The organism is Acinetobacter sp. WCHA55 (assembly GCF_002165305.2).
In the GTDB taxonomy this organism is placed as follows: domain Bacteria; phylum Pseudomonadota; class Gammaproteobacteria; order Pseudomonadales; family Moraxellaceae; genus Acinetobacter.
Genome location: NZ_CP032286.1, coordinates 2,159,418 through 2,183,120, shown reverse-complemented (window position 1 = coordinate 2,183,120; position 23,703 = coordinate 2,159,418). Strand labels below are relative to the sequence as shown.

22 protein-coding genes and 1 pseudogene are annotated in these 23,703 nt (G+C 42.5%); 17 read left to right on the top strand and 6 right to left on the bottom strand.

Annotated elements, in window-relative coordinates; translation table 11 throughout:
• Window positions 1-90: 90 nt before the first annotated feature.
• Entirely contained in the window at window positions 91-1,023 is a 933-nt protein-coding gene (locus CDG62_RS13375) for an IS5 family transposase (protein ID WP_087528927.1), read from the bottom strand.
• A 72-nt stretch (window positions 1,024-1,095) separates the two neighbouring features.
• On the opposite strand from CDG62_RS13375, the pseudogene CDG62_RS19665 reads away from it, so the two are divergent.
• Together CDG62_RS19665 and CDG62_RS13365 are read left to right on the top strand one after the other, a co-directional pair.
• A pseudogene (locus CDG62_RS19665) lies at window positions 1,096-1,280 on the top strand (agmatine deiminase family protein); the annotation flags it as partial.
• A gap of 408 nt (window positions 1,281-1,688) precedes the next feature.
• On the top strand, window positions 1,689-2,156 hold the full coding sequence (locus CDG62_RS13365; protein ID WP_162904036.1) for a surface-adhesin E family protein: 468 nt from the start codon (window positions 1,689-1,691) through the stop codon (window positions 2,154-2,156).
• A gap of 15 nt (window positions 2,157-2,171) precedes the next feature.
• Here the strand turns inward: CDG62_RS13365 and CDG62_RS13360 are convergent, their stop codons facing one another.
• Window positions 2,172-3,053: a LysR family transcriptional regulator gene (locus tag CDG62_RS13360; protein WP_087526875.1), complete on the bottom strand. Its 882-nt coding sequence runs from the start codon at window positions 3,051-3,053 to the stop codon at window positions 2,172-2,174.
• Between the two features lie 169 nt (window positions 3,054-3,222).
• Here CDG62_RS13360 and CDG62_RS13355 point away from each other — a divergent pair, with 169 nt between their 5' ends.
• The 10 genes from CDG62_RS13355 to CDG62_RS13310 all read left to right on the top strand — a co-directional run bounded on the left by CDG62_RS13355 (window position 3,223) and on the right by CDG62_RS13310 (window position 13,661).
• Window positions 3,223-4,740, top strand: a complete 1,518-nt coding sequence (locus CDG62_RS13355; RefSeq protein ID WP_087526876.1) for a CoA-acylating methylmalonate-semialdehyde dehydrogenase — start codon at window positions 3,223-3,225, stop codon at window positions 4,738-4,740.
• A gap of 12 nt (window positions 4,741-4,752) precedes the next feature.
• Window positions 4,753-5,646 carry a 3-hydroxyisobutyrate dehydrogenase gene (mmsB, locus tag CDG62_RS13350; RefSeq protein ID WP_087526877.1) on the top strand — a complete coding sequence of 298 codons (894 nt, stop codon included), beginning with the start codon at window positions 4,753-4,755 and terminating at the stop codon, window positions 5,644-5,646.
• Between the two features lie 74 nt (window positions 5,647-5,720).
• Window positions 5,721-7,382 (top strand): AMP-binding protein, encoded by a 1,662-nt coding sequence (locus CDG62_RS13345; protein ID WP_087526878.1) that lies wholly within the window; start codon window positions 5,721-5,723, stop codon window positions 7,380-7,382.
• A 119-nt stretch (window positions 7,383-7,501) separates the two neighbouring features.
• Window positions 7,502-8,626 (top strand): acyl-CoA dehydrogenase family protein, encoded by a 1,125-nt coding sequence (locus CDG62_RS13340; RefSeq protein ID WP_087526981.1) that lies wholly within the window; start codon window positions 7,502-7,504, stop codon window positions 8,624-8,626.
• Window positions 8,627-8,732: 106 nt separating this feature from the next.
• On the top strand, window positions 8,733-9,536 hold the full coding sequence (locus tag CDG62_RS13335; RefSeq protein ID WP_087526879.1) for an enoyl-CoA hydratase: 804 nt from the start codon (window positions 8,733-8,735) through the stop codon (window positions 9,534-9,536).
• Between the two features lie 15 nt (window positions 9,537-9,551).
• Window positions 9,552-10,607: an enoyl-CoA hydratase/isomerase family protein gene (locus CDG62_RS13330; protein WP_087526880.1), complete on the top strand. Its 1,056-nt coding sequence runs from the start codon at window positions 9,552-9,554 to the stop codon at window positions 10,605-10,607.
• 621 nt (window positions 10,608-11,228) lie between these two features.
• Window positions 11,229-11,774: a GTP-binding protein gene (locus CDG62_RS13325; RefSeq protein ID WP_087526881.1), complete on the top strand. Its 546-nt coding sequence runs from the start codon at window positions 11,229-11,231 to the stop codon at window positions 11,772-11,774.
• Between the two features lie 9 nt (window positions 11,775-11,783).
• A complete protein-coding gene (locus CDG62_RS13320) occupies window positions 11,784-12,200 on the top strand; it encodes a roadblock/LC7 domain-containing protein (RefSeq protein WP_087526882.1) in 417 nt (138 codons plus the stop codon).
• 72 nt (window positions 12,201-12,272) lie between these two features.
• Window positions 12,273-13,265, top strand: a complete 993-nt coding sequence (locus CDG62_RS13315) for a hypothetical protein (RefSeq protein WP_228254394.1) — start codon at window positions 12,273-12,275, stop codon at window positions 13,263-13,265.
• A 39-nt stretch (window positions 13,266-13,304) separates the two neighbouring features.
• Window positions 13,305-13,661, top strand: coding sequence for a hypothetical protein (locus CDG62_RS13310; RefSeq protein WP_087526884.1), 357 nt, complete (start codon window positions 13,305-13,307; stop codon window positions 13,659-13,661).
• Between the two features lie 50 nt (window positions 13,662-13,711).
• Here CDG62_RS13310 and CDG62_RS13305 read toward each other — a convergent pair whose 3' ends face one another.
• From CDG62_RS13305 to CDG62_RS13295, 3 genes are all read right to left on the bottom strand, one after another.
• Window positions 13,712-14,584 (bottom strand): histone deacetylase, encoded by an 873-nt coding sequence (locus tag CDG62_RS13305; protein WP_087526885.1) that lies wholly within the window; start codon window positions 14,582-14,584, stop codon window positions 13,712-13,714.
• Window positions 14,585-14,588: 4 nt separating this feature from the next.
• Window positions 14,589-15,551: a hypothetical protein gene (locus tag CDG62_RS13300; protein WP_087526886.1), complete on the bottom strand. Its 963-nt coding sequence runs from the start codon at window positions 15,549-15,551 to the stop codon at window positions 14,589-14,591.
• Window positions 15,552-15,725: 174 nt separating this feature from the next.
• The gene (locus CDG62_RS13295) at window positions 15,726-16,760 is read right to left on the bottom strand and encodes a helix-turn-helix domain-containing protein (protein ID WP_171405713.1); all 1,035 of its coding nucleotides are present in this window, start codon (window positions 16,758-16,760) and stop codon (window positions 15,726-15,728) included.
• A 114-nt stretch (window positions 16,761-16,874) separates the two neighbouring features.
• Between CDG62_RS13295 and CDG62_RS13290 the strand changes: the two genes are divergently transcribed.
• From CDG62_RS13290 to epmA, 5 genes are all read left to right on the top strand, one after another.
• Window positions 16,875-18,086, top strand: a complete 1,212-nt coding sequence (locus CDG62_RS13290; protein ID WP_087526887.1) for an alkane 1-monooxygenase — start codon at window positions 16,875-16,877, stop codon at window positions 18,084-18,086.
• A 2-nt stretch (window positions 18,087-18,088) separates the two neighbouring features.
• A complete protein-coding gene (locus CDG62_RS13285) occupies window positions 18,089-18,253 on the top strand; it encodes a rubredoxin (protein WP_087526888.1) in 165 nt (54 codons plus the stop codon).
• Window positions 18,254-18,877: 624 nt separating this feature from the next.
• Entirely contained in the window at window positions 18,878-20,050 is a 1,173-nt protein-coding gene (locus tag CDG62_RS13280; RefSeq protein WP_087526889.1) for an OmpP1/FadL family transporter, read from the top strand.
• Between the two features lie 305 nt (window positions 20,051-20,355).
• Window positions 20,356-21,423, top strand: a complete 1,068-nt coding sequence (locus CDG62_RS13275; protein WP_087526890.1) for a 4-phosphoerythronate dehydrogenase — start codon at window positions 20,356-20,358, stop codon at window positions 21,421-21,423.
• Window positions 21,420-22,403, top strand: coding sequence for an EF-P lysine aminoacylase EpmA (gene epmA, locus CDG62_RS13270; protein ID WP_087526891.1), 984 nt, complete (start codon window positions 21,420-21,422; stop codon window positions 22,401-22,403). Before CDG62_RS13275 ends, epmA begins: the two co-directional genes overlap by 4 nt.
• A 57-nt stretch (window positions 22,404-22,460) precedes the next feature.
• On the opposite strand, the gene CDG62_RS13265 is transcribed toward epmA, so the two are convergent.
• Entirely contained in the window at window positions 22,461-23,684 is a 1,224-nt protein-coding gene (locus tag CDG62_RS13265) for a multifunctional CCA addition/repair protein (protein WP_087526892.1), read from the bottom strand.
• Window positions 23,685-23,703 lie beyond the last annotated feature (19 nt).

Here is a 23,703-nt window from a genome sequence, read left to right as displayed (position 1 = left end):
CAATATTTAATTTCTTGTGAAAAAATTTGGATAGAAAGGGCTTTGTTGCATAAAGCCCTTAAAGATAGAGCTTTCCTAAGTTGCTCAAATTTAAGTGACAACTTGGGTATGAGGTCGGCCTAATTCTGTAAATCTATTTAAAATGGCTATACGAGCATGTACCTCGTTGACTTGGCTTTGAAAGTTCCTAGCACTGAGTTTATCGCCTAATAATTTGATGCAGTGCATCTTGGTTTCAACCAGACTTCGCTGATGGTAGCCCGACCATTTTTTCCATAGTGTCCTGCCTAAACGTTTAACAGTGCGAAGTAATTCATTTCGCTCTAGCGAATGAACTTTTTTATCTTTCCAAGGCTTGGCATTTTTTCTAGGTGGAATCACTGCATGTGCTTGCCGATCTGCAATGACCTGTCGGCATTGCTTGGTGTCATAAGCGCCATCGGTATATACGGAGTCAATCTGCTCATCCAATGGAATCTGATTGAGTAAATCCCCAAGCACCTGTGAATCACTTACATTGTTGGTCGTGAGCTGAACGGCTCGTATTTGCAGGGTTCTAGCATCTATACCAATATGAAGTTTACACCATTGGCGACGATATTCAGACTGATGCTTTTTACGTTTCCATTCACCTTCGCCCAAAAACTTTAAGCCAGTAGAGTCTACGAGTAGATGAAGCCCATCACTGTTTTTCTGATAACTAATTGCAATATCAATATGCTTTTGTCTTCTACAAAGCGTACTGTAATCTGGTGCTGTCCAATCTAATCCACAAAGTTTAATTAAGCTTTGAACAAAGCCAGTGACCATGCGTAAAGTAAGTCTAAATAGAGATTTGATCATCAAACAGCATTGAATCGCTATGTCGGAGTAGGTTTGACTTCGACCTTGTTTGCCTTGAGGTTCTGCATACCATTGTGTTTTTGGATCGAACCAAATGGCAATATTCCCACGATTAATGAGAGCTCGGTTATATGCGGGCCAATTGGTTGTGCGGTAGATTTTGTGTGTAGGCTTCTTCATTTGGAAATTATATTGCTGAAGAAGCCCTTAAGAACAGCTTTGTGCAACAAAGCCTGTAGGTACTACCAATAAATTATTTTCCTTTCATTTGATGAAAGTACAGATGAGCAAGTCCAAGAGTTGTCCCAGCAGACGTATCCTGAGTATTTCATTACAGGTGTTCCTGCTCGTGAAATTCTATTGGGTGGAGGTATATTTACTGTATTACGCAACACATTCCAGCCTATAGCTACAAACGGATTAGTTTTATCCCTTAAAATAAAGCCATACCTATGCACGGCTTTATTTTTCGCTGTTGATTTTGCAAAGCTAAACATATTCTTAGTGTAACTAAAACAAATGGAAGGGCTGGGCTGTTGATATTTTTACCGCTTTCATTAGGCGTTTAAGATTATCGCCACGTTAAAAAGAAGCAACGGTCGTTATTTTTAAGATGATTGCACTGCTTTTGGGTAGATGAAAACAGGCTATTCGCAGTATGCAAAACAAGCCACATAGTCAATATAGAGTGATAACCAGTTATAATTAAATAGATAAATATGTGCTCAAAATTTCTAATTTATAGCTGTTTAAATAGATATATTTCAGTATGTTAGTTTGATTTTTGTGTGCTTTATATAAGGGAGTTGTTATAATCTTGCCCGTCTATCTGGGGGGATAGTGATGTGTTGAGTCGTCTTTTATTGGGTTTCCTTTGTGTATTGTGGGGAAGGGTAGCATTTGCTGAATGGACGTTTGTGAATGCAAATTATGATCGCTCACAATATGTTTATGTCGATTTTGACCGAGTTAAAATGCTTGATACAAGTCGTAATGAAGTTGAATATTGGGTCAAATATCTGATTAAAAGTGACAAAGAAAAAGACGGCTTAGAGTTAGGCGATTACTCACTCGCACTATACAGGGTTGGCTGTGACAATGAAGTCTATAGTATTCGTTCATCTGCCAATTTTAAAAAAAATGGCTCTTTACTCAGTAGTCAAGACTATGCATCAAGTCAGTCTCGACCGCTGATTCCCAATACTGCTGTGGATTATACCGCCGAGATGGTCTGCCATGTATTACCGCAACGTCAAAAAGTCGATCGTTTGGAACAACTGGCTCGACGCATTGAAACTGGGGAATATAAATAATAACTTGCTAAAGATTTAATCCATCAGTATGCCTTGTTTTAAGTCGGCTTGTTTACGTAAATAATCCCAGACCAGTTTAATTCGTGGTTCGTGTTGTAAATCGACAAAGGTCAGCATCCAGAAAGTATGGGTAAAGCGGACTTCTTGTGGCAGCACCTGCTCTAATTCGGGCTGATCATAAGCCAAAAACTGCGGCAGAATTGCTAAACCAGCCCCTGCATTGACTGCAATCTGTTGTGCCAAAATGCTACTGCTGCGGAAATTGGCGGTGAGTGGAATGGGCAAGCGTTCCAAGCAATACAGTTCCGCGCTATAAATTAGGTCATCAATATAATTGACGAAACGATGCTGAGCGAGGTCTTGCATCTGTTGGATTGGGGCATGCTGCGCCAGATATTTTTTACTGCCATAAATTTTCAAACAGTAATCCGTGAGTCGGGTAATGATATAGGGCCCCGATTTTGGACGGTCAATCGAAATTACAATATCGGCTTCACGATGCGACAGCTTGATCATTTTCGGTACAGGAATCAAATCGATAGTAAGCAGCGGAAATTGCAATGACAGTTCAGCCAAGAGCTGGGTCAAAAAGGCGGTACCAAAGCCTTCGGGTGCCCCGATCCGTACTCGACCTTCAAGCGGCTGCTGCGGTTTTTCAATTTGCAGGAAAGCCTGTTCCATTTGCTCCACCCGAGGCACCAGCGTTAAACCTTCGAGCGTCAATTCATAGCCTGTAGCTTCACGTTTAAACAGCGGAGTACCTAAGGCCAGTTCGAGTGCTTGAATCCGCCTTGCCACTGTACTGTGTTCTACCCCAATGATCCGCGCTGCATTGGTCAGTGTTTTAGCCCGTGCCAAGACCAAAAAAAACTGTAGATGATCCCAATCCACTTTCATTTTTTATTTTCCACATCCTGTGCAAAATTGCACAACCATCGTGCACCAATCTCGATTGGTGGTCAAAGTTTTCTTTGCTAGTCTGATTTGAAAATGAGAATTTGAACATACGGTTTAAGTCGTAGGGTTCAGCCGCAACACAATAAAAAACAAAGCCTATGGAGAGGTTATGAATACGGTTCCTAAAATCCAGTTATCTACAGCTAAATTATTGATTAACGGTGAATTCGTTGAGTCTAAAACTCAACAATGGCTGGATATTGTCAATCCTGCCACCCAAGAAGTGATTGGTCTGGTGCCTTTGGCAACCGCTGACGAAGTACAGGCTGCCATTGCATCTGCCAAAGCGGCATTTGCCAGTTGGAGAGAAACACCGATTCAAGCACGTATGCGGATCATGCTGAAACTGCAAGAGCTGATTCGTGCCAATGCCAAGAAAATTGCACAGGTGCTGACTGCGGAACAGGGCAAAACTTTAGCCGATGCCGAAGGTGATATTCAGCGTGGCTTGGAAGTGGTGGAACATGCCTGTTCAATAGGCACTTTGCAAATGGGCGAATATACCGAAGGCGTGGCACGTGGTGTCGATACCTACACTTTGCAACAACCTTTGGGTGTTTGCGCGGGCATTACCCCATTTAATTTCCCTGCCATGATTCCACTGTGGATGTTCCCAATGGCGATTGTCTGTGGCAATACCTTTGTATTGAAGCCGTCAGAACAAGACCCGCTGTCGACCATGATGCTGGTGGAACTGGCGATTGAAGCAGGCATTCCAGCTGGTGTGTTGAATGTGGTGCATGGGGGTAAAGACGTCGTAGATGCATTGTGTACCCATCAAGACATCAAAGCCATTTCCTTTGTGGGTTCGACCGCGGTGGGTACGCATGTGTACAACTTGGCAGGTCAGCATGGCAAACGTGTGCAATCGATGATGGGCGCGAAAAACCACGTGGTGGTGATGCCGGATGCCAATAAAGAGCAAACCTTAAATGCCATGGTGGGCGCAGCCTTCGGTGCAGCAGGGCAGCGTTGTATGGCACTTTCTGTGGCCGTAATGGTAGGCGACAGCAAACACTGGATTAATGAATTAGTGGCCAAAGCCAAAACCTTAAGTGTAAATGCTGGGCATGAACCGAATACCGATATTGGTCCTGTCATTTCACCGCGAGCCAAAGCCCGCGTGATCGAGTTAATCACGAATGGCGTGGAGCAAGGTGCTGAGTTGTTGCTAGATGGTCGTGACATTCAAGTCAAAGGCTATGAACAGGGCAATTTTGTCGGGGCGACTATTTTTAGCCAAGTCAGCACAGACATGCGCATTTATAAAGAAGAAATCTTTGGTCCTGTACTGGCCATTATTTGTGTCGATACTTTGGATGAGGCCATTGAACTGGTGAATGCCAACCCATTTGGTAATGGCGTGGGATTATTTACCCAAAGTGGTGCAGTGGCACGTACTTTCCAAAACCGCATCGATATCGGTCAAGTCGGGATTAACATTCCAATTCCAGTACCGGTGCCATTCTTTAGCTTTACTGGTTCGCGTGGCTCGAAACTGGGTGATTTAGGTCCGTATGGTAAACAAGCGGTGCAGTTCTATACGCAAACCAAAACCATTACCAGCCGCTGGTTTGAAGATAGCCAAGACGTTGGGGAAGTGAATACCACCATCAGTTTGCGCTAAAGGAGTAGCGAGATGAAGATAGCGTTTATTGGTTTAGGCAATATGGGGGGTTCGATGGCACAGAACCTACTCAAGGCTGGACAAACAGTTTTCGGTTATGACCTGAGTGAAAAAGCCCTACAACAGTTTGCGGAAAGTGGTGGCGTGGTCTGCGATAGCCCGCAAGCCGCTGCTGAGCAGGCGGATGTGGTGATCAGTATGCTGCCTGCCGCCAAGCATGTGCGTGAAGTGTATTTGGGTGAAACGGGGATTTTGGCAGTGATGCGTGCAGGTAGCCTATGTATTGACTCCAGTACCATTGACCCGCAAACCATTAAAGATGTGGCGGCAGAGGGATTGAAGCGTCAGATTCAGGTGTGCGATGCACCTGTTTCTGGCGGCACTATTGGCGCTAAAGCAGGCACACTGACCTTTATGGTAGGCGCGGATGAGGCGACTTATGAACAGGTGAAGCCAATCCTCAGTTTTATGGGCAAAAACACCGTACATTGTGGTGCGGTAGGTGCAGGGCAAATTGCCAAAATCTGCAACAACATGATTCTGGGCATTTCCATGGCAGCTGTGGCAGAAGGTATGGCACTGGGTAGTCGCTTAGGCATTGATTCGCATGCCTTGGCGGGTGTGATCAACAGTTCTAGTGGTCGCTGCTGGAGTTCGGAAATTTGTAATCCTTGGCCAGAAATTAGTCCGAATGCGCCAGCCAGTCGAGGTTATACCGACGGTTTTGCTTCTCAGCTCATGCTAAAAGATTTAGGTTTAGCCATTGAAGCCGCAAGCCAAGTCAAGCAACCTGTATTGCTCGGGGGATTGGCACAACAGCTTTATCAACAGTTGTGCTTGCAAGGCAATGCACATTTAGATTTTTCCAGCATTATCCAGCAATATTTACCCCGTGAAGTGAATTAAAAAACAAAGGTCGCAATGAATGCGACCTGTTAAAACTCGTCGTGAATAAGAAGAATTGAGACTGAGGTGAAAGGATGACTTCAAATTATCAACAAGCGCAGCAAAGCTTTGAATTACAACAGGCTGCGCAACGGTTTTTATCTGGTTCTACCGATGCGCTAAATGCGTGTTATGAGTGTTGTGATAGACATGCCTTACCCGGCCGCATTGCGCTGTTTTGGCAGGGCAAAGATGGACGGAAAGAACAATTTACCTTTCGCGAGTTACAACAACGTGCCAGCCAATTTGCCAACTTCTTAAAATCTCAAGGGGTGGGCAAAGGAGATCGTGTTTCGGGTTTATTGCCACGCACGCCAGAACTCATCATTACTATTTTGGCTACATGGCGCATTGGAGCTGTCTATCAACCGCTATTTACGGCATTTGGTCCCAAAGCGATTGAGCATCGTTTAAAACTGGCACAAAGCAAACTGGTGGTGACGGATGTCGGTAATCGCGACAAATTGCATGAAGTGGAAGATTGCCCCGCGATTGTCACTGTGACAGGTGCAAAAGGCACAGGGCTGTATCAGGGTGATTATAGTTTCTGGGCGGAAGTCAGCCGCCAGTCAGAGCAGTGTGAACTGGTGATGATGAACATTCAGGATCCGTTCTTGCTGATGTTTACTTCGGGCACGACAGGGCCTGCTAAACCACTGAAAGTACCACTCAAAGCCCTGATTGCATTTGGCGGTTATATGCAAGATGCAATTGGTCTACGCACAGAAGACTCTTTCTGGAATATTGCCGATCCAGGTTGGGCCTATGGCTTGTATTACGGCATTACAGGACCGTTATTACTGGGTCATCCGACTATTTTTTACGAAGGTGCTTTTACCTCAGATAGCCTGTGTCAAATTGTGCAGGATTATGGTGTGAATAATCTGGCAGGTGCGCCAACCGCATATCGCATGATGATGGCAGCCGATCAAAAGCAAATGGCGAAATTGCGTGGCAAATTGCGAGTGGTCAGCAGTGCAGGCGAGCCTTTGAATCCAGAAGTATTCCGTTGGTTCAAACAGGTACTGGATGCCCCAATTTATGATCATTATGGTCAGACCGAAGTTGGCATGGTGGTGTGTAACCATCATGCATTGCAACATGAGGTACGTGCAGGTTCGGCAGGTTTTGCCAGCCCTGGCTACCGTGTAGTTGCAGTGGATGAACAGGGGCAGGAGCTTGGCGCGGATACGCCAGGAATTTTGGCGGTCGACATCAGCCAGTCGCCCATGATGTGGTTTGGTGGCTATGAAGAAAGTCGTAAATCTCCTTTTGTCGGTCATTACTATTTAACGGGTGATACTGCCGAAATTCATGCCGATGGCAGTATGAGCTTTGTCGGGCGCAGTGATGATGTGATTACCACTTCAGGCTATCGCGTGGGTCCGTTTGATGTGGAAAGTGCACTACTTGAACATGATGCAGTGATTGAAGCCGCGGTGATTGGCGTGCCTGACCCTGAGCGTACTGAAGTGATTAAAGCTTTTGTGATTTTAGCGGGAGAGCATTTGGCCAGCCCAGAATTACAGCACGAACTTAGCCAGTTTGTGAAAAAGCGTCTATCGGCACATGCCTATCCACGTTTAATCGAGTTTGTCAGTGAATTGCCAAAAACGCCTAGTGGAAAAATTCAGCGCTTTTTACTGCGCAATCAGGAAATTGCCAAGCAGCAATCAAACACTGCTGTAGCCAGTTAAGACATTGTAAGGAAAGGATGATGCAATTCACTGAAGAACAAGTGCACCAGCAGGATCAAACAACTCGCTTTGCTCAAGCACAAATACAACCAAATGCAACTGAATGGGATCGACAAGGCATGTTTTTTGAAGAACAAGTCCTGATTCAGGACATGGCAAAAAGCTTTGCACAAGAACAGATAAAGCCTTATGCCAGTGAGTGGGATCGATATGGCCTATTTCCCTTAGATGCGTTAAAGCAAATGGGGCAGTTAGGCTTTATGGGCATGTTGGTGCCAGAACAATGGGGCGGTTCAGCCACAGGCAATTTGGCCTATGTGTTGGCACTAGAAGAGATTGCCGCAGCGGACGGTGCAACTTCAGCCATTATGAGTGTGCACAACTCTGTTGGCTGTGTGCCCATTCTGAAATTTGGTACTGAAGAGCAAAAGCAACAATTTTTGCTGCCTTTAGCCAAAGGTGAAATGATTGGTGCCTTTGCCTTAACCGAACCACATACCGGTTCAGATGCAGCGGCAATTAAAACCCGTGCAGTCAAAGATGGTGATTATTATGTGCTAAATGGCGCCAAACAGTTTATTACCTCAGGGCATAATGCGGGGTTGATTATCGTGTTTGCCGTGACCGACCCTGCAGCAGGGAAAAAAGGCATGAGTGCCTTTTTAGTCCCGCGAAATACCCCAGGTTATGAAGTAATCCGCGTCGAAGAAAAACTCGGGTTACATGCCTCGGACACCTGTCAGATTGCCCTAACTGATGTACGTTTACACAAAAGTATGCTGTTGGGTAAAGAAGGAGAAGGCTTAAAAATTGCCTTGTCTAATTTGGAAGGGGGTCGCATTGGTATTGCTGCTCAGGCAGTTGGTTTAGCCAGAGCTGCTTTAGAAGAAGCGACACGTTATGCCAAAGAGCGCGTGGCATTTGGTAAGCTGATTTTTGAGCAACAAGCAGTGTCGTTTCGTTTAGCCAGTATGGCCACTGAAATTGCTGCGGCACGCCAGTTGGTGCATCACGCTGCTCGGCTAAAAGAAGCAGGCGAACCGTGTTTGACCGAAGCTTCGATGGCAAAACTGTTTGCCTCGGAAATGACGGAACGGGTCTGTTCCAACGCCTTACAAATCTTTGGCGGCTATGGCTATCTCAAGGATTTTCCAATCGAGCGTATTTATCGTGATGCCCGCATTTGTCAGATTTATGAAGGCACCAGCGACATTCAGCGCTTGGTGATTGCGCGTAGTTTATAAACTTCCACATATCAGAATTGACCGTCGCACATGCAATTCAGTCTAACTGATGCAAAATCAGCATATTGCATGTGTACAGCACCGAAATAGAGATAAGGATAAAAGCATGCAGTGGGAAAAAACTTTCATTGAAGAACAGCAGTGGGACACCATTTTGGTGGAAAAACGCAATGGCGTGGGGCTAATTACCCTGAATCGTCCTAAAGCTTTAAATGCATTAAATAGCCAATTGATTGCTGAAATTAACCATGCGCTAGACCAGTTTGAACGTGATCGTGAAGTGGGTTGTATGGTGTTGGCGGGTTCAGAAAAAGCCTTTGCTGCGGGGGCTGATATTAAAGAAATGGCGGATTTGAATTTCCCCAATATCTATTTCGATGATTTTTTCCATTTAGCAGACCGAATTGCCCAGCGCCGTAAACCGTTAATTGCCGCAGTCAGTGGTTATGCCCTTGGGGGTGGATGTGAATTGGCATTGATGTGCGATTTTATTTACTGTGCCGACAATGCCAAATTTGGACTGCCTGAAGTGACTTTGGGCGTGATTCCTGGCATTGGCGGAACGCAGCGTTTAACTCTGGCTATCGGTAAAGCTAAAGCCATGGAAATGTGTTTAACCGCACGTCAAATGGATGCTGCGGAGGCAGAGCAAAGTGGCTTGGTGGCACGCGTGTTGCCTAAAGAACAACTACTGGAATATACCTTACAGGCGGCAGAAAAAATTGCTGAACGATCCCTCACCGCCACCATGATGATTAAAGAAAGTATTAATCGTGCCTTTGAAGTGAGCTTGACCGAGGGTTTACGTTTTGAGCGCCGTACTTTCCATTCCATCTTCGCAACGCAAGATCAGAAAGAAGGCATGCACGCCTTTATTGAAAAACGTCCTGCACAATTTAATAAACAATAAGGAAGGACACATCCTATGGAAAATAATTTACAGATCAGTGTCCAAGGGCATTTAGGGGTGATTACTCTTGACCGAGCGTCACATTTAAATGCCTTGTCCTTGCCGATGATTCATGGCATTACCCAGCAGTTGCAAGATTGGCACAATGATCCGCAGGTGCAGGCTATTTTGATTAACTCGAATAGCCCTAAAGCTTTCTGCGCGGGTGGAGATATTCGCTTTTTGTACGATAGCTATCAAAATGGGAATCACAATTATCAAGATTATTTTGCTGATGAATATGTGATGCTGAATAGCTTGCGTCAGTATGCAAAACCCGTAGTGGTGTTTTTAGATGGCTATGTCTTGGGGGGCGGATTTGGTTTGGCACAAGCTTGTCACATTATTGTCAGCAGTGAAAAATCACGTTTTGCCATGCCAGAAACGGCAATTGGCTTTTTCCCTGATGTCGGGGCCACGCACTTCTTGTCACGCCTAGATGATATTGGGGTATACATGGCAGTGACAGGCGAGCAGATCTCGAGTAGCGATGCCTTGCATCTGGATCTAATTGATTACTTGGTGGCGAGTGAGCAGTTGGCACAATTGCAAACGGAGTTGGTGAATGCTTCTACATTAAATCAACAGCTTATTGAGCAGCTCATCGCACGCCATCTCACTACACCTGCGCCAAGTAAACTTCGACATTATGAAGAGGCTATTCAACAGCATTTTGCTCATGCTGATTTAGCGCAGATTGAAGCAAGTTTATTAAATCCACACCCTGAGCATGCTGATTGGGCCGCTAAAATTTTAGCCATTTTACAACAGCGTTCGTTGCTGGCAAAACAAATCAGTCTTAAATTACAACAGGTTGGACGCGGGCTGTCTTTAGAGCAATGCATGCAGCTAGAACGTGATTTACAGGATATCTGGTTTGAGCAGGGCGATATGATTGAAGGGGTACGTGCTTTATTAATTGATAAAGACAAGCAGCCGAAATGGCAAACAGAAAATTCTGAGTTGATGCAGATGTTTGAAGAACTTTTGCCAGTGTCACGACAGCAACGTCAGGCGAGTGTACAAGTATAAGTTTGCTTTCAAACAGCACTAGACGTCCTCCAATGACTTGGAGGACTTTTTTTGATGAGAGGCTCAGTAAGATATATGCTTCGAATACTGAAGTCTCCTAAAGTTATTCTTGATTACAGCTCTGATGAGTTTTGCCAGTTTTTCCATGATAAAAATAGGCCACTAGTAAAAGACAATCCCTCATCTGAATAATCCAGTACAGTTCAAGCCCGAAGAATAATCCAAAAGCAACGTGTGAGATTTTGTTTAAATATAGAAATTAAGCGAAAGCCCATCGACTAAGTATAAGAAAAACGTGAAGTTTCTTATTTTATTGATTGGAAAAAATATTTCAAATATATTTTTTGATCTGAGTTATAGATTGAATTTTGTCTGGTAAAAAATACCAATCACTACTTAACTGAGTATGATTCTTATTATTTAATTTAAATAATAAGAAAAGACAAACACTTAAGTTTTTTTAAATAGTATACGTATGTATAAAAAGGCTTTAAAGGTATAAAAAAAGTAGGGGAATATGTAAGTGAGTTTTACTGAATGGTTTAAAATTTAATGTTTTTTGTCAATAAGATTAAATATAATGTGATGTATTAGGCATTTTATTGTTCTTGGGACTTCTTGATGATACTACAGCAGTACAAAATTGTTTTCGGGGGAACCATGGGAGCAGGAAAATCTGCTGCCATAAAAGCATTGTCTGATATTCCTGTCGTGACGACAGAAGCAGTAAACACGGATACCGAAGCACATCATAAATTTTTGACGACTGTGGGAATTGATTACGGCGAAATTCGCCTTGATGACAGTACGCAGATTGGCTTGTATGGTACTCCAGGCCAAGATCGTTTTGATTTTATGTGGTCTATTGTCTGTAAGGGTGCAATGGGAATTGTGATCTTGATTGATCATAGTCAAGCAGATCGTTTAAAGCATTTAGAGTTTTATATAAAAGCATTTGAGCAGTATGGATCAAATGTGGTGGTTGGCATTACACATTTAGATCAAGAAGATGAGCATAAGCTCAAAATTTACCGTGATTGGATGCAGATCTATCAAAAACAATTTCCGCTGTTTGCTGTGGATGCGCGTGAACAAGATGATGTTTTACTGATGATCGAAACACTAATTACAACAATAGAAATGCAAGCTGAATCTGCAGTTGCATAGGTAGAATAAATGAATAGTTCACGTGAAATTCCGCAAGCACTGATTGAATCTGCCCATATCGAGTTACAACATTTCTTAAATACCGTTACAGGCATCGATTTTGTGATGTTGTGCTCATCGGATGGTTTTGAGCTTGCTTTGGCCTCAAAGAAGAATATCGACAATACAGGAAAAATTGCAGCAGTCAGCAGCTCTATCTTGGCTATGGTGAATGCGTTTATTACGGAAATTCAACTGATGGGTTGTCAAACCATTACCCTCGATGCGAACAATGGCAAAGTCTTTTTAACGGCTGTCAACCATCCAGTGCATCCTATGGTTATGGTGGCAGTCACCCACACAGATATTTTGATCGGGCAGATGCTGTATTACTATAAAGAGCTGAGTGCACGATTAAGCAATGCACCGTTCAGCATTGCATCATAGAAATTCTATATTTTTAATTATATCAATCGGCGTTGCGGTGATTTAAAGGGTAAGGTTGTCGTGGGTTTAGGCATGAAAAACGTATTAAATATTGCAGTATTTGGTTTAAGTTTACATTCATTGGAGCAAATAAAAGAACAAATTTTACTGTCTTTGCCTGAAAATTTGAATGTGAGATGGGTCAATCTTGCGGAGCAAAAAATTGACTTATTGTTGGTCAATGATGTGTTTTTTAACTCACCTGGCATTCAAAAGCTGCTGTCTATCCAAAACATTGCGTATTTGCGACTGGTCAAAAAGGTTGAAAATGCGGGTCGTATTGTCGGAGATCAATTGTTCTACCCATTTTCAAACATAGAGCATTTGAACGATTGGTTGTCTAGAATAATACTATCACAACATGAACGTACCGTGCCTGTGAAGGCAACGCTTGAAGTCATTTCACCTGTTCAAGCTGTTATGCCTACAGTGTTGAACCCTATGATGACCACGGAACAGGTTTTTGGTGAAATTTTTACACCACGTAATGGCTATATCCAGTTGTTCGACGCCCATGGTTTTCTCGCTTTAGTTGATACGCGTACCGAACGTGTTTGGGTCGAGCCGAATAAAGAAATTCAGTTTAATGAGACCTTGAACCAAACGTATGCAACTGCGCAGTTGGTCCAGGATACAATCAAAGATAAAGACGTTTATGACTTAAGAGTTTGGCTATGGAAAGTGGTGAATGCTTCACCTGCTATTCAATTGCCACAGGTCGGCTTACATCAGAACTTTAAGCTTGAAATATGGCCCCAGTTTGAAAAAAATTTACAACGACGCGACTTTTTAAAGATGGCAACATGCTTCTCACAAGGCGCACAAATTGATCAAGTAAAACAATCCTTAACTTTAAGTAATGAAAGGGTATTGAATTTTGTAGCGTGTGCTGTTCTACTGCAATTAGGTCAATTTATCGATCAAAATCAAGTGAAGTATCAGATAGATACACAACAAGTAGAAACAGGGCACGTAAATAAATTACGCGGTTTTATTGGGAAGTTGCGTAAGAAACTGGGGCTTTAAATTTTTTGGGGTAACCCTATAACTAGAGGTAAGAATAAGATGGCACGTGTTAGTTTAGATGCATTAACAGGGATTGATGGTTTTGTTGCTGCTGCGCTGGTCGACAGTGACAGTGGCTTAGCACTCGCGACTCAGGGGAGTGGTGTAGACTTAGAATTAGCAGCAGCAGGTAATACTGAAGTTGTACGTTCTAAGCGTAAAGTTGCAAAAGCATTACAATTGAACGATAACATTGAAGATATTTTGATTACTTTGGGTAAGCAATATCATTTGATTCGTCCGCTTGATAGCAATGAAACATTGTTTTTATATTTGGTACTTGACCGTACCAAGTCTAACTTAGCGATGGCACGTTATGAGTTAAAAGGCTTTGAGAAAGAGCTTGATTTTTCTTAATTAAATAGCTGAATTATCGATGCCAGTATATGCCAATATGCTGGCATTTTTTATTCAGCATAGTAAGTTTGATAAGCGGTATGAAACGTTCCCACATGTAGCTTGACCAACTCTGGCAGTGCTTGATAGCCGCCAGCTAAAACAAACATCAAAGGCAACTGGTGCTTTTTGGCCAAGCGAAACACTATCTCATCGCGTTTTTCAATCAGTTCTGTGCTGAACCATGATGACCCGCAAGGATCATTTTGATGGCAGTCCATTCCCGCCTGAAAAATAATTAAATCAGCATTCCAGTCTAAGGCACGTTGAAAGGCTTGATGGATCGCTAAAATATATTGGCTAAAATTTCCTTGATGTTTATGCACATGATAGGTTTCTGAACATTCATAGGTAGGACAGCCAAAAGCTAACCCATAGATACTATAATTAAAAAAGTTGTCAAAGCGGCGGGTAAATTCTGCCGTACCGTTACCGCCATGCTGATCGCAGTCCAGTACGAAGATACGTTTATCTGGAAATTGTTGCGCGACCAAAGCCAGCCCGTTAAAGGTACAAAAAGACCCACCGTGTTCGTAAACCGCATGATGAAAGCCTTGTGCGATATTGGCCGAAATTTGATGTTTGAATGCCAATTCTGCTGCAAGTACTTGCCCTGCATTAATCTGATAAACCGCATCACGCAGTTGAGTATTCCAAGGCTTAAAACCTTGGAAAGTGGCTAACTTTTCAGGGAAGCCTGTATCAAAAGCATCGACATATTTTGGATCATGTAGTTGTTTTAAAATATTTATGGAGAGCTTTTCAGGGCGATGGAACTGCACGATACCGAGCGAAACTAAAGCATCGGCCACAGCGCTCAGTTTCTCCATACTGTTGGTATGAGTCTGAGCATAATACTCTGGTGAGTAGCAAACCTGTAGCATGCGTTTAGTTCCGTATTTGCGCGGTCGCAACATCAACCAATTGTTGTAGGCATGTGGTTCCCGGACTAAATAAACCATTTTCAACTTGTTGCTGATAATGCGTGGTAAAAGCACGTGCACGATTTTCAGGAGAGATGGCTAAGGTCGTGAGTCTTAAAAACCAAAAGCCATTGATCTCAGAATAGGGGATCACATAGCCTTTATATTGCTGGTTTTGAGTTTTGTTTTGAATGGCTGTGCGATCATAGTTGACTGAGAACAATGAACCTGCCGGCAAACACACTCCATTCATCAAGATCGGTTTTAGGCTAATACAGGAATGATCATCTCCCATATTGAGTTTTTCCAGCAATAAGGGCTGCTGTTGTTCATCGACAAATATATTGAGTTCGCCTTGTCTTAAGACGCGACCATGGGCAATTTTGAGAAAGAAGTTTTCAGCCATGGGGCAAGAACCAACTTTTGGTTTCTCAGCCAAGGCTTTGAGCTCAACTAAACCCGTTTCCGCCGTGTTTTGTGGGAGAATAATATCGGCAATCAGTTGGCACAGAATTTGAGTTTCTTCCAGTTGCGCTTGTGTGGTGATACTGCGTAATTGTTGTTGCAACTGCCGCTGACGTTGCACTTGCTGAGCGAATTCAGAGCTGTTTTCTGTTGCGAGCAACGGTTGAATTTGGCTATTCAAATCTAAATTATGCCAATCTGAAATCATGTACTGTGATTGCTCAAGCAATACTTTTAAGGTCTTGGTTTCATATTGGTCAAACAGTTTTAAGTCAGCAAAATCTTGGCTGAGTCTGGGGCTGTTAATATAGTCCGCTAAAACGCGTGTTGCCTGAGTATAGCCGCAACCGCGACGTTCCGTTTGGTGGGAGAAATGCTCATTTAACATTTCGGTGAGTTTGTTTGAAAGGGGATGAACGTGTTGTTTAAAAAGTTGAATAATTTCGTGATCAGTTTCGCGCATCCTTGCCCCAAATAATAAATTTAAAATCTGTTTTATTATTTAGTTATATATCAAATTGCTATTGATATTGAAATAAAAACCAATAGGAATTGCCACATTTATTTTGGCAGGATAGTCATTGTTTTCATTCGCTATGTTTTCTATCGAAAGCGCTTTTTATAGAAACTACAAAGTTCAGTTTAACTTCGGCGTGGAATTGAGCCGATACATCTGTGGTGTGGTGCCAAATTCAACTTTAAATGTCCTACAAAAATTCGCTGCTGTGGAGTAGCCTAGCTCAAAGCTAATTTCGATAATACTTTTATTGGTGTGCATCAGCAGATACTTAGCGCGGCTTAAAATGACTTGCTTACGAATAGCGTTAAAATTGGCATTCTGCTTTTTTAAATAGCGCTGTAGCGTTTTACTTGAAACATTCAACATTTGTGCACAGGCTTCAAAACTTGGCGGGGGTGATGCTTCTCGCAGCATCATGCTGATCCAGTCAATAATCTCTCCATCTAAACTGATTTGTTTGAGTTGTTCGCGGCACTGTTGCTCCAAAATATTCAGTGAAAAAGCATCTGCTTTGGGGAGCTTTGTGTCTAAATTATCCGCTTGAATAAAGATTTTAATGCTAGGACGAATGAGTGTACCAAAGTGAAATTGAGCAGGCTTGAGTTGCTGTAAAGCTTGTACATAAGTCGGTTGGAAAACGGATAAATGAATGTCATAAGGTTTAACATTTTGATTGAGCAATTCAGCAAAACTGCTACAAAAACCTACGGCAATAGCTTCTAAGTGAAAATTCAATGTTAGTGTGCTCATGGCTTGCAGCGGATGAATGTCCAAAACTACTACGTTTGTTAACTCAGTCACTTTTAGTCGAAAGTTCGGCATGATTAAGCTGAAATATTGCGACATTACGCGCAAGGCTTGCATAACATTTTCACAGCTAAGTAAGGCATAGCCAACCAAATGATGGGCACTCAATTTTAAAGAACGACCGAGCTCAAAAGCCAAATCTCGGTTTTCTGGAAATTTGAGTAAATAGCTGACCAAGGTTTCAATTTGTGCCAGAGAAAGCTTGGCATTCTCCTGTTGTACATAGCTGCTCAAATCCGTTCCTAACAGCTGAAAAAGCTCAGTTAAATCCATTTGACGTTCCTGCAATAAAGGCAGCAAACGTAAATAATATCGGGCTGGAATAGATGGAATATGAGGATTCATATTTTTAAATTGATGTCCTATTTTGAATATATAGTGTCCGAAAATGAATAATGATCACAACTGATTTTATCAATAATGAGCAAGTGTTCTATCTAAAATAAAAAGGAGTACTACATGAATGCACTAACCTTGCTTGAGCAACAGCACAGTGAACATCAGTTTAAGGATAAAAAACGGCACTTATGGTTATTTGGTTTGGCTTATCCGTGTATTGCTATGGGAGCTTTGGCAGGCTATCAGTTTGGCCCCAAAAAACTACGTTCGGTGTTTGCTTCGACAGGCCCGATTTTTATGCACGTGGCCATGCCAGCTTTGGACAAATTGATTGGTGAGGACAGCGAAAACCCACCCGATGCTGCAATTGCAGCCTTAGAGGCCGATCCCTACTATGCCCGTATTGTGAAGTTATTTATTCCACTGCAATACAGTGCCAACTTTTATGCTTTGTACCTCGCTAGTCGTGATAGCACCCCAACATATGACCGTGTGCTCATTGGCACGTTATTGGGGGTGCTGAATGGTGTTGCGATTAATACTGCGCATGAGCTGAGCCATAAACCGAATAAATTAGAACAAATGTTATCGCATTTGGCATTAGCACCGACGGCTTATAATCATTTTCGGATTGAGCATCCTTATGGACACCATCGTCGAGTGGCGACACCTGAGGACCCTGCTTCTTCGCAAATGGGCGAGTCGTTTTGGCAGTTTTGGCCAAGAACAGTGGTGGGGAGTTTTAAGTCAGCAGTTGCAATTGAAACTCGACGTTTAGAGCGCCAAGGTCTTGGTTTCTGGTCACTCAAGAATGAGTTGTTGCAAGGTTGGGCTATGTCAGGGCTTTATCATACGGCGATGTTAAAATGTTTTGGCAAAAATATTGCGCTCACACAAGTCACTCAAGCTTTATACGGCATTACTTTATTTGAAGTCGTAAATTATATTGAGCACTATGGCTTAAAACGGGAGCAACTTGAAAATGGCCAATATGCACGCACCCAGCCAGAACATAGTTGGAACAATAACAACTTGGTGACGAATCTTTTCTTATATCAGTTGCAGCGCCACTCTGACCATCACGCTTATCCAACGCGAAGTTTTCAAACACTAAGAAACTATGAAGACGTCCCCCAGCTTCCAGCAGGTTATGGAGCCATGATTTTACCAGCACTGATTCCGAAGTGGTGGTTTAAATTGATGGATCAACGGTTGGTGGAGCATTATGCAGGCGATTTCAGCAAAATGAATATTTACCCTAAAGCCAAACAGAAAATTCAGCAGAAGTTTGCGGGATTGTTATCTCAGTCATCCCTTATACATGAGGACTAAACATGAAGCGCTACCAATGTATGGTTTGTGGATGGATTTATGATGAGCAACTCGGATGGCCACAGGAGGGAATTGCTGCAGGTACACCATGGCAAGATGTTCCTAAAAACTGGACCTGTCCTGATTGCGGAGTATGTAAAGTTGACTTTGAGATGGTCGAGATTTAAGCAGTAGATTTGAAGGTATTCTTTGTAGGCTGTTGCTACAGATGTTAGCGGTACCCAAAACCTTACTATTTGATGATTTATTTTACTAAACCATTCGAGAACCATTCTTTCGAATGGTTGTTCTACGCTTTAAGACTGCTAATCTTCTGAAACAGATTGAATGCTCCGTCTCAGAGTGAAAATCGTAAATCATGTTTTTAAAGAAACCTACTATTAAGGATGATTGTGGGTTTCTTTAAAATCTAAAGCATATTTAAAAAATATCGATGCGAAATCGAATGATAGTAATGAGATAGAAAATTCGAAAATAACAGAGAGATGTTTTGTAGTGAATTGCAAGACAACAAAGCTTAAAAGGATGAATAGCTATGATGAATCAGAAGAATAGAATCGCCATTATCAATTTTCAAATTCAATTAACACTGAAACATGTATATCTAAGAACATGCTAATGATCCCGATCCCCAACATATATGTCATACAAGTCGTAGAGTTTAATACGCCTTAATACATGTTTGAGGCAGAAAAAGGATTAAATCATCCAAGATTTAATCAAATATGGTGAGTGCTTTTCATAGGAATGGTTGGCATTTGCTATTTTAAAACGCAACTAAAGGAATAGAAATGAAATTGAATCAAAAGTATCTTATTGGAGCGATACTGTCCGTATGTGCAGGCCAAACTTATGCTGCGGGTCTTGAGCGATCTCCACAACAAATTGATGCTTTGTTTGAATCTGGCACTTATGCTGAAGTCGGTTATACCTATATTTCACCTGATATCACAGGTACAGACAGCAGTGGAAATAAAGTTTCAGATATGGCTGAAGACTTCCGAATGCTTAATTATGCAGTAAAAACTGATATAAATCCGAACTTACGCCTTGCGGTGATTTATGATGAACCTTTTGGTGCCAAAGTAAAGTTTGAGGGTGATAATAATTTCATTGCAACAGACCGCCCAGCAGCAGATGCCAATACACGGGTAGATGTGAAATCGAAAAATATCACAACACTTTTAGGATATAACCTAAATAAAAATGTGATGATTTATGGGGGACCAGTACTTCAGCAGCTTCAAGCTGATGTTCATTTACGTGGTTTAACTTATGGACCAAATAGTGGTTATAACAACCGTTTTGATGACATCGCTGTAGGGTGGGTTGCAGGTCTAAGCTATGCTAAACCTGAAATGGGAATTTTGGCTTCATTAACCTATCGTTCTGAAGTTGAGCATAAAGCAACTATTGATGAAGATGTTCCTTTGGCTGATATTGTATTTGCAGGAAATTATTCACACAGTAACTCAGGTACAATTACGACTCCTGAATCTGTGAATTTAAATCTGCAAACAGGTCTCAATGCAACGACTGCTGTTTATGCAAAAGTTCGCTATGTACCATGGAGTGATTTTGCTTACTATCCGCCAGTACTCAAAGCAGCAACGTCAAAAGCCTTAGGTAAAGGTCTACCTTTAGTTGACTATTCAGAAGATCAAACTTCAGTTGAACTGGGCATTGGTAAACGTTTGACACCAAAGCTCGCGATTTCTGTATCAGGTCTATGGGACTCAGGTGCAGGTGACCCTGCTCCAACATTAGGTCCAGTACAGGGCTATTGGGGTGCAGGATTAGCCGCAAAATATAACTTCAACCAAAAGTTGGCGTTTAGTCTAGGCGGTCGCTACATGTGGTTTGGAGATGCGAAAGGTGAATTATCTAGCCGCCAAGTTGTTGGTGAGTTTGAGGACAATACTGGTTATATCGTGGGGATGAAACTTTCTTATAAATCTAAATAATTCATCTAGTCTATTACACGCTTGAGGTTTTGCCTTCTCTCAGAAATGTTCGAGAGAAGGTTTTTTTCTAGCAGTAAATAATTATTTGTCTAGTTGTTTGTACTATCATGACGTTTACTGAGTTGACTTCATGTTTTTCAGTATTTGAATGTAGTAAATCCAGATAAAACCAGTCTTTAAAGGGTTAGTTTTTTCACCATTAAGATGAAACATCGTGTCTGTTTTATTAAGATGTATTGCAGAGCAACATAGTGTTGGGCTTGTGCAAGGGTTATCATAGAGCCAACAAAGCGTTGGAAGACATTATGAAAATCGTGGCAGATGAAAATCTCGCATTTACCGATTATTTTTTTGCCGAATTTGGTGAAATTGAGCACAAAGCAGGGCGTACTTTAACGCATGCCGATGTTGTAGATGCCAAAGCACTGTTGGTGCGTTCTGTAACTCAAGTCAATCCAGCATTAATCAATAACACTACACTTCAATATGTGGGTAGTGCAACGATTGGTACAGACCATTTAGATATTCATGCTATTGAAAAACAGAAGATTCAATGGGCGAATGCTGCAGGTTGTAATGCGCAGGCGGTGGCTGAATATGTGATTACAGCTTTGCTTCATCTAAATCCAGCATTGATGGACGCTGAAGAAAGTTTTACTTTGGGGATTATTGGTCTAGGAAATGTCGGTTCTCGCTTAGCTTTTATGGCCAAACTATTGGGCTGGAATGTGATTGGCCATGATCCATTTGTACAGCAAGATGCGATTCAGCAGGTCGATTTAAATACCTTATTAAGTACTGCCGATGCGATTTCATTGCATGTGCCTTTAACCAAAACAAGCCTACATCCAACTTATCATTTGTTCAACGCCGAAGCTTTTGCTGCGATGAAAGCGACAGCAATATTAATTAATTCTGCACGTGGGCCTGTGATTGAAGAGCAAGCTTTATTGGCCGACATCGAAAAAACACAGCGTAAAGTGGTACTAGATGTCTTTGAGCATGAGCCTGTGATTTCTGAACAAGTGTTGAAAGCAGTGAGTCTAGTGACACCACATATCGCAGGTTATAGCTTAGAAGGTAAAGCTCGTGGTACACAAATGATCTATGAAGCCTTTTGTAAAACCTTTCAGTTTGAGGCACATAAAAGCTTCGAGTCGCAGTTGCCTGTGTGCCCGCAGTATTTTGAAGGGCAAGATTTGAAATCTGCACTTCAAAAGCATTTAAATGAAATCTACCCGATTGCACGGGATGACCAAGCCTTACGTGCTTGCTTAAAAGAGGGAGTGATCGATCAAAAAGCCTTTGATCATTTAAGAAAAACTTATCCATTACGCCGTGAATGGGCTGCACACGGGGGGCCGAAGGCATGAGTCAGGACGTGATCCATTATCAGCCAACCTGTGACTTAAAAGCCATGCGTGCTCGCGCGAAAATGTATAGCCAAATTCGCCAGTTTTTTGCTGAACGTGAAGTGCTTGAGGTTGAAACCCCTATTTTATCTCAGGCTGGTGTGACCGATGTGCATTTGGCTTCGGTTCAAGCGCAGCGTCATGTGCAAGGTAAGCAACAAACACATTATTTGCAGACCTCACCTGAGTTTGCCATGAAGCGCTTACTCGCCAGTGGTAGTGGGCCAATTTATCAAATCTGTAAAGTTTTCCGTGATGATGAACATGGTCGTAAACACAATAGTGAATTTACTATGCTGGAATGGTATAGACCGAATTTCAGCTTGAAGGATTTGATGTTTGAAGTGACAGATTTATTGAATGTCACATTAAAACAACGCTTTGGAGAGGTTCGCCCTACCATTTTGAGCTATAAGCATGCATTTATGGATCGGCTGGATTTGAACCCACTGCAAGCCAGTTTGAAAGAATTAAAAGACTGCTGTAACCGAGTGGGCTTAAATTTAGACTTGGGGGATGACCGCCTTGGTTATATCGATTTACTGTTTTCGCATTTTGTAGAGCCAAGTTTAGGTTTTGATACGCCCGTGTTTCTGACCGATTTTCCACCAGAGCTAGCTTCACTTGCTAAAACCAAAACAGATGAAGACGGTGAATTGGTTGCAGCACGTTTTGAGCTGTATATTGAAGGTTTAGAGCTCGCCAATGCTTATGATGAGTTGATTGATGCGGAGGTGTTGCGGTCACGTTTTGAAGCAGATAATGCTGAACGTGAAAAGTTAGGCTTACATGTGATGCCGATGGATGAGTTTCTATTGGCTGCTTTGCCTCAAATGACTGCATGTGCTGGTATTGCTTTAGGTGTGGATCGTTTATTAATGATTGCAACTGAACACATGCAGTTGGAAAAGGTGATTACCTTTCCTGCATCCATTTCATAAGTGAAATGAAAATAAAGCGCCAAATAGGGCGCTTTATTTTTTTTTGTTTATGAATATTCAACTGTATTGAGCCTTCAGCTCTCCAATTGCGTGTATTCGACGTTCAATCAGCATTTCACCAATATCAGAGCCTTTGATATCCGCAGGCAGGTCTTGTGCTTTGATATTTCGCACCACATCCATCACCTTTAAAATATATGCAGACTGTGGGTATTCACGGTCTTCAAGTCCTAGACGACCACGTGAGTCACATTCACAGGCCTGCACAAAGGCTTCAACCCGTTCTGGGCGACGTAGTACATCTAAGCGTTGCAATAAGCGCCATAAAGTGCCTGGTTTTAAGGTCAGAGCTTGATGACATTTCAAATGTTCTTTACAGACCGTAATTGCGAGTTGTTTTATCTGCGTTGGGACTTTTAGACGTTCACACACCTCAGTCACAGGTTTGACCCCACGTTCTTCATGCATGATATGACGTGGTAGCTCGTCTATAGGTGTTAAAGCTTTGCCTAAGTCATGCACTAAAACAGCAAAACGAACATCCAGTGTGTAGTTGGCACGACACGCTTGTTGTAAGGACATCATGGTATGAATACCACAGTCAATTTCAGGGTGATATTCAGGACGCTGCGGAATACCGTAAAGTGCCTCGATTTCTGGAAAAAGCACTTTTAAAGCACCACAGCGACGTAGTACTTCAAAGTATTCATCGGCATGATCTTCCATCAGAGCGCGAGAGGTTTCTTTCCAAACGCGTTCAGGTGTCAGTGCCTCAAGTTCACCCGAGTCTGCGAGTTGTTGCATCAGTGCCAAAGTTTCTTCAGCCACAGTAAATCCTAAGGTTTTATAACGTGCAGCAAATCGTGCAACACGGAGGACCCGTAACGGGTCTTCTACGAAAGCATCGGAAACATGACGTAAAACACGGAGCTCTAAGTCGCGTTTGCCACCATAGGGGTCATACAGCGTTCCTTCATCATCCATGGCAATGGCATTGATGGTAAGGTCACGTCGAATTAAATCTTGTTCTAGGGTAACGGTGCTGTCAGTATAAAACTCAAAGCCATGATAACCATGCCCTGACTTCCGTTCAGTGCGGGCAAGCGCATATTCATCTTTGGTTTCAGGATGTAAAAAAACAGGAAAATCTTTACCTACAGGTTGGAAACCTTGGGCAAGCAGTTGTTCAGGCATTGCACCGACAACTACATAATCTTTTTCGTGATAGGGGTGACCCAGAAGCTGATCTCGGACCGCACCGCCTACTAAATAAACTTGCATGAAAAAACCTCTATTCTTA

Excerpts from the sequence above, each read along its gene's own strand:
- CDG62_RS13375 (WP_087528927.1), bottom strand. The coding sequence starts at position 1,023 with ATGAAGAAGCCTACACACAAAATCTACCGCACAACCAATTGGCCCGCA.
- CDG62_RS13360 (WP_087526875.1), bottom strand. The coding sequence starts at position 3,053 with ATGAAAGTGGATTGGGATCATCTACAGTTTTTTTTGGTCTTGGCACGG.
- CDG62_RS13355 (WP_087526876.1), top strand. The coding sequence starts at position 3,223 with ATGAATACGGTTCCTAAAATCCAGTTATCTACAGCTAAATTATTGATT.
- mmsB (WP_087526877.1), top strand. The coding sequence starts at position 4,753 with ATGAAGATAGCGTTTATTGGTTTAGGCAATATGGGGGGTTCGATGGCA.
- CDG62_RS13345 (WP_087526878.1), top strand. The coding sequence starts at position 5,721 with ATGACTTCAAATTATCAACAAGCGCAGCAAAGCTTTGAATTACAACAG.
- CDG62_RS13340 (WP_087526981.1), top strand. The coding sequence starts at position 7,502 with ATGTTTTTTGAAGAACAAGTCCTGATTCAGGACATGGCAAAAAGCTTT.
- CDG62_RS13335 (WP_087526879.1), top strand. The coding sequence starts at position 8,733 with ATGCAGTGGGAAAAAACTTTCATTGAAGAACAGCAGTGGGACACCATT.
- CDG62_RS13330 (WP_087526880.1), top strand. The coding sequence starts at position 9,552 with ATGGAAAATAATTTACAGATCAGTGTCCAAGGGCATTTAGGGGTGATT.
- CDG62_RS13325 (WP_087526881.1), top strand. The coding sequence starts at position 11,229 with ATGATACTACAGCAGTACAAAATTGTTTTCGGGGGAACCATGGGAGCA.
- CDG62_RS13320 (WP_087526882.1), top strand. The coding sequence starts at position 11,784 with ATGAATAGTTCACGTGAAATTCCGCAAGCACTGATTGAATCTGCCCAT.
- CDG62_RS13315 (WP_228254394.1), top strand. The coding sequence starts at position 12,273 with ATGAAAAACGTATTAAATATTGCAGTATTTGGTTTAAGTTTACATTCA.
- CDG62_RS13310 (WP_087526884.1), top strand. The coding sequence starts at position 13,305 with ATGGCACGTGTTAGTTTAGATGCATTAACAGGGATTGATGGTTTTGTT.
- CDG62_RS13305 (WP_087526885.1), bottom strand. The coding sequence starts at position 14,584 with ATGCTACAGGTTTGCTACTCACCAGAGTATTATGCTCAGACTCATACC.
- CDG62_RS13300 (WP_087526886.1), bottom strand. The coding sequence starts at position 15,551 with ATGCGCGAAACTGATCACGAAATTATTCAACTTTTTAAACAACACGTT.
- CDG62_RS13295 (WP_171405713.1), bottom strand. The coding sequence starts at position 16,760 with ATGAATCCTCATATTCCATCTATTCCAGCCCGATATTATTTACGTTTG.
- CDG62_RS13290 (WP_087526887.1), top strand. The coding sequence starts at position 16,875 with ATGAATGCACTAACCTTGCTTGAGCAACAGCACAGTGAACATCAGTTT.
- CDG62_RS13285 (WP_087526888.1), top strand. The coding sequence starts at position 18,089 with ATGAAGCGCTACCAATGTATGGTTTGTGGATGGATTTATGATGAGCAA.
- CDG62_RS13280 (WP_087526889.1), top strand. The coding sequence starts at position 18,878 with ATGAAATTGAATCAAAAGTATCTTATTGGAGCGATACTGTCCGTATGT.
- CDG62_RS13275 (WP_087526890.1), top strand. The coding sequence starts at position 20,356 with ATGAAAATCGTGGCAGATGAAAATCTCGCATTTACCGATTATTTTTTT.
- epmA (WP_087526891.1), top strand. The coding sequence starts at position 21,420 with ATGAGTCAGGACGTGATCCATTATCAGCCAACCTGTGACTTAAAAGCC.
- CDG62_RS13265 (WP_087526892.1), bottom strand. The coding sequence starts at position 23,684 with ATGCAAGTTTATTTAGTAGGCGGTGCGGTCCGAGATCAGCTTCTGGGT.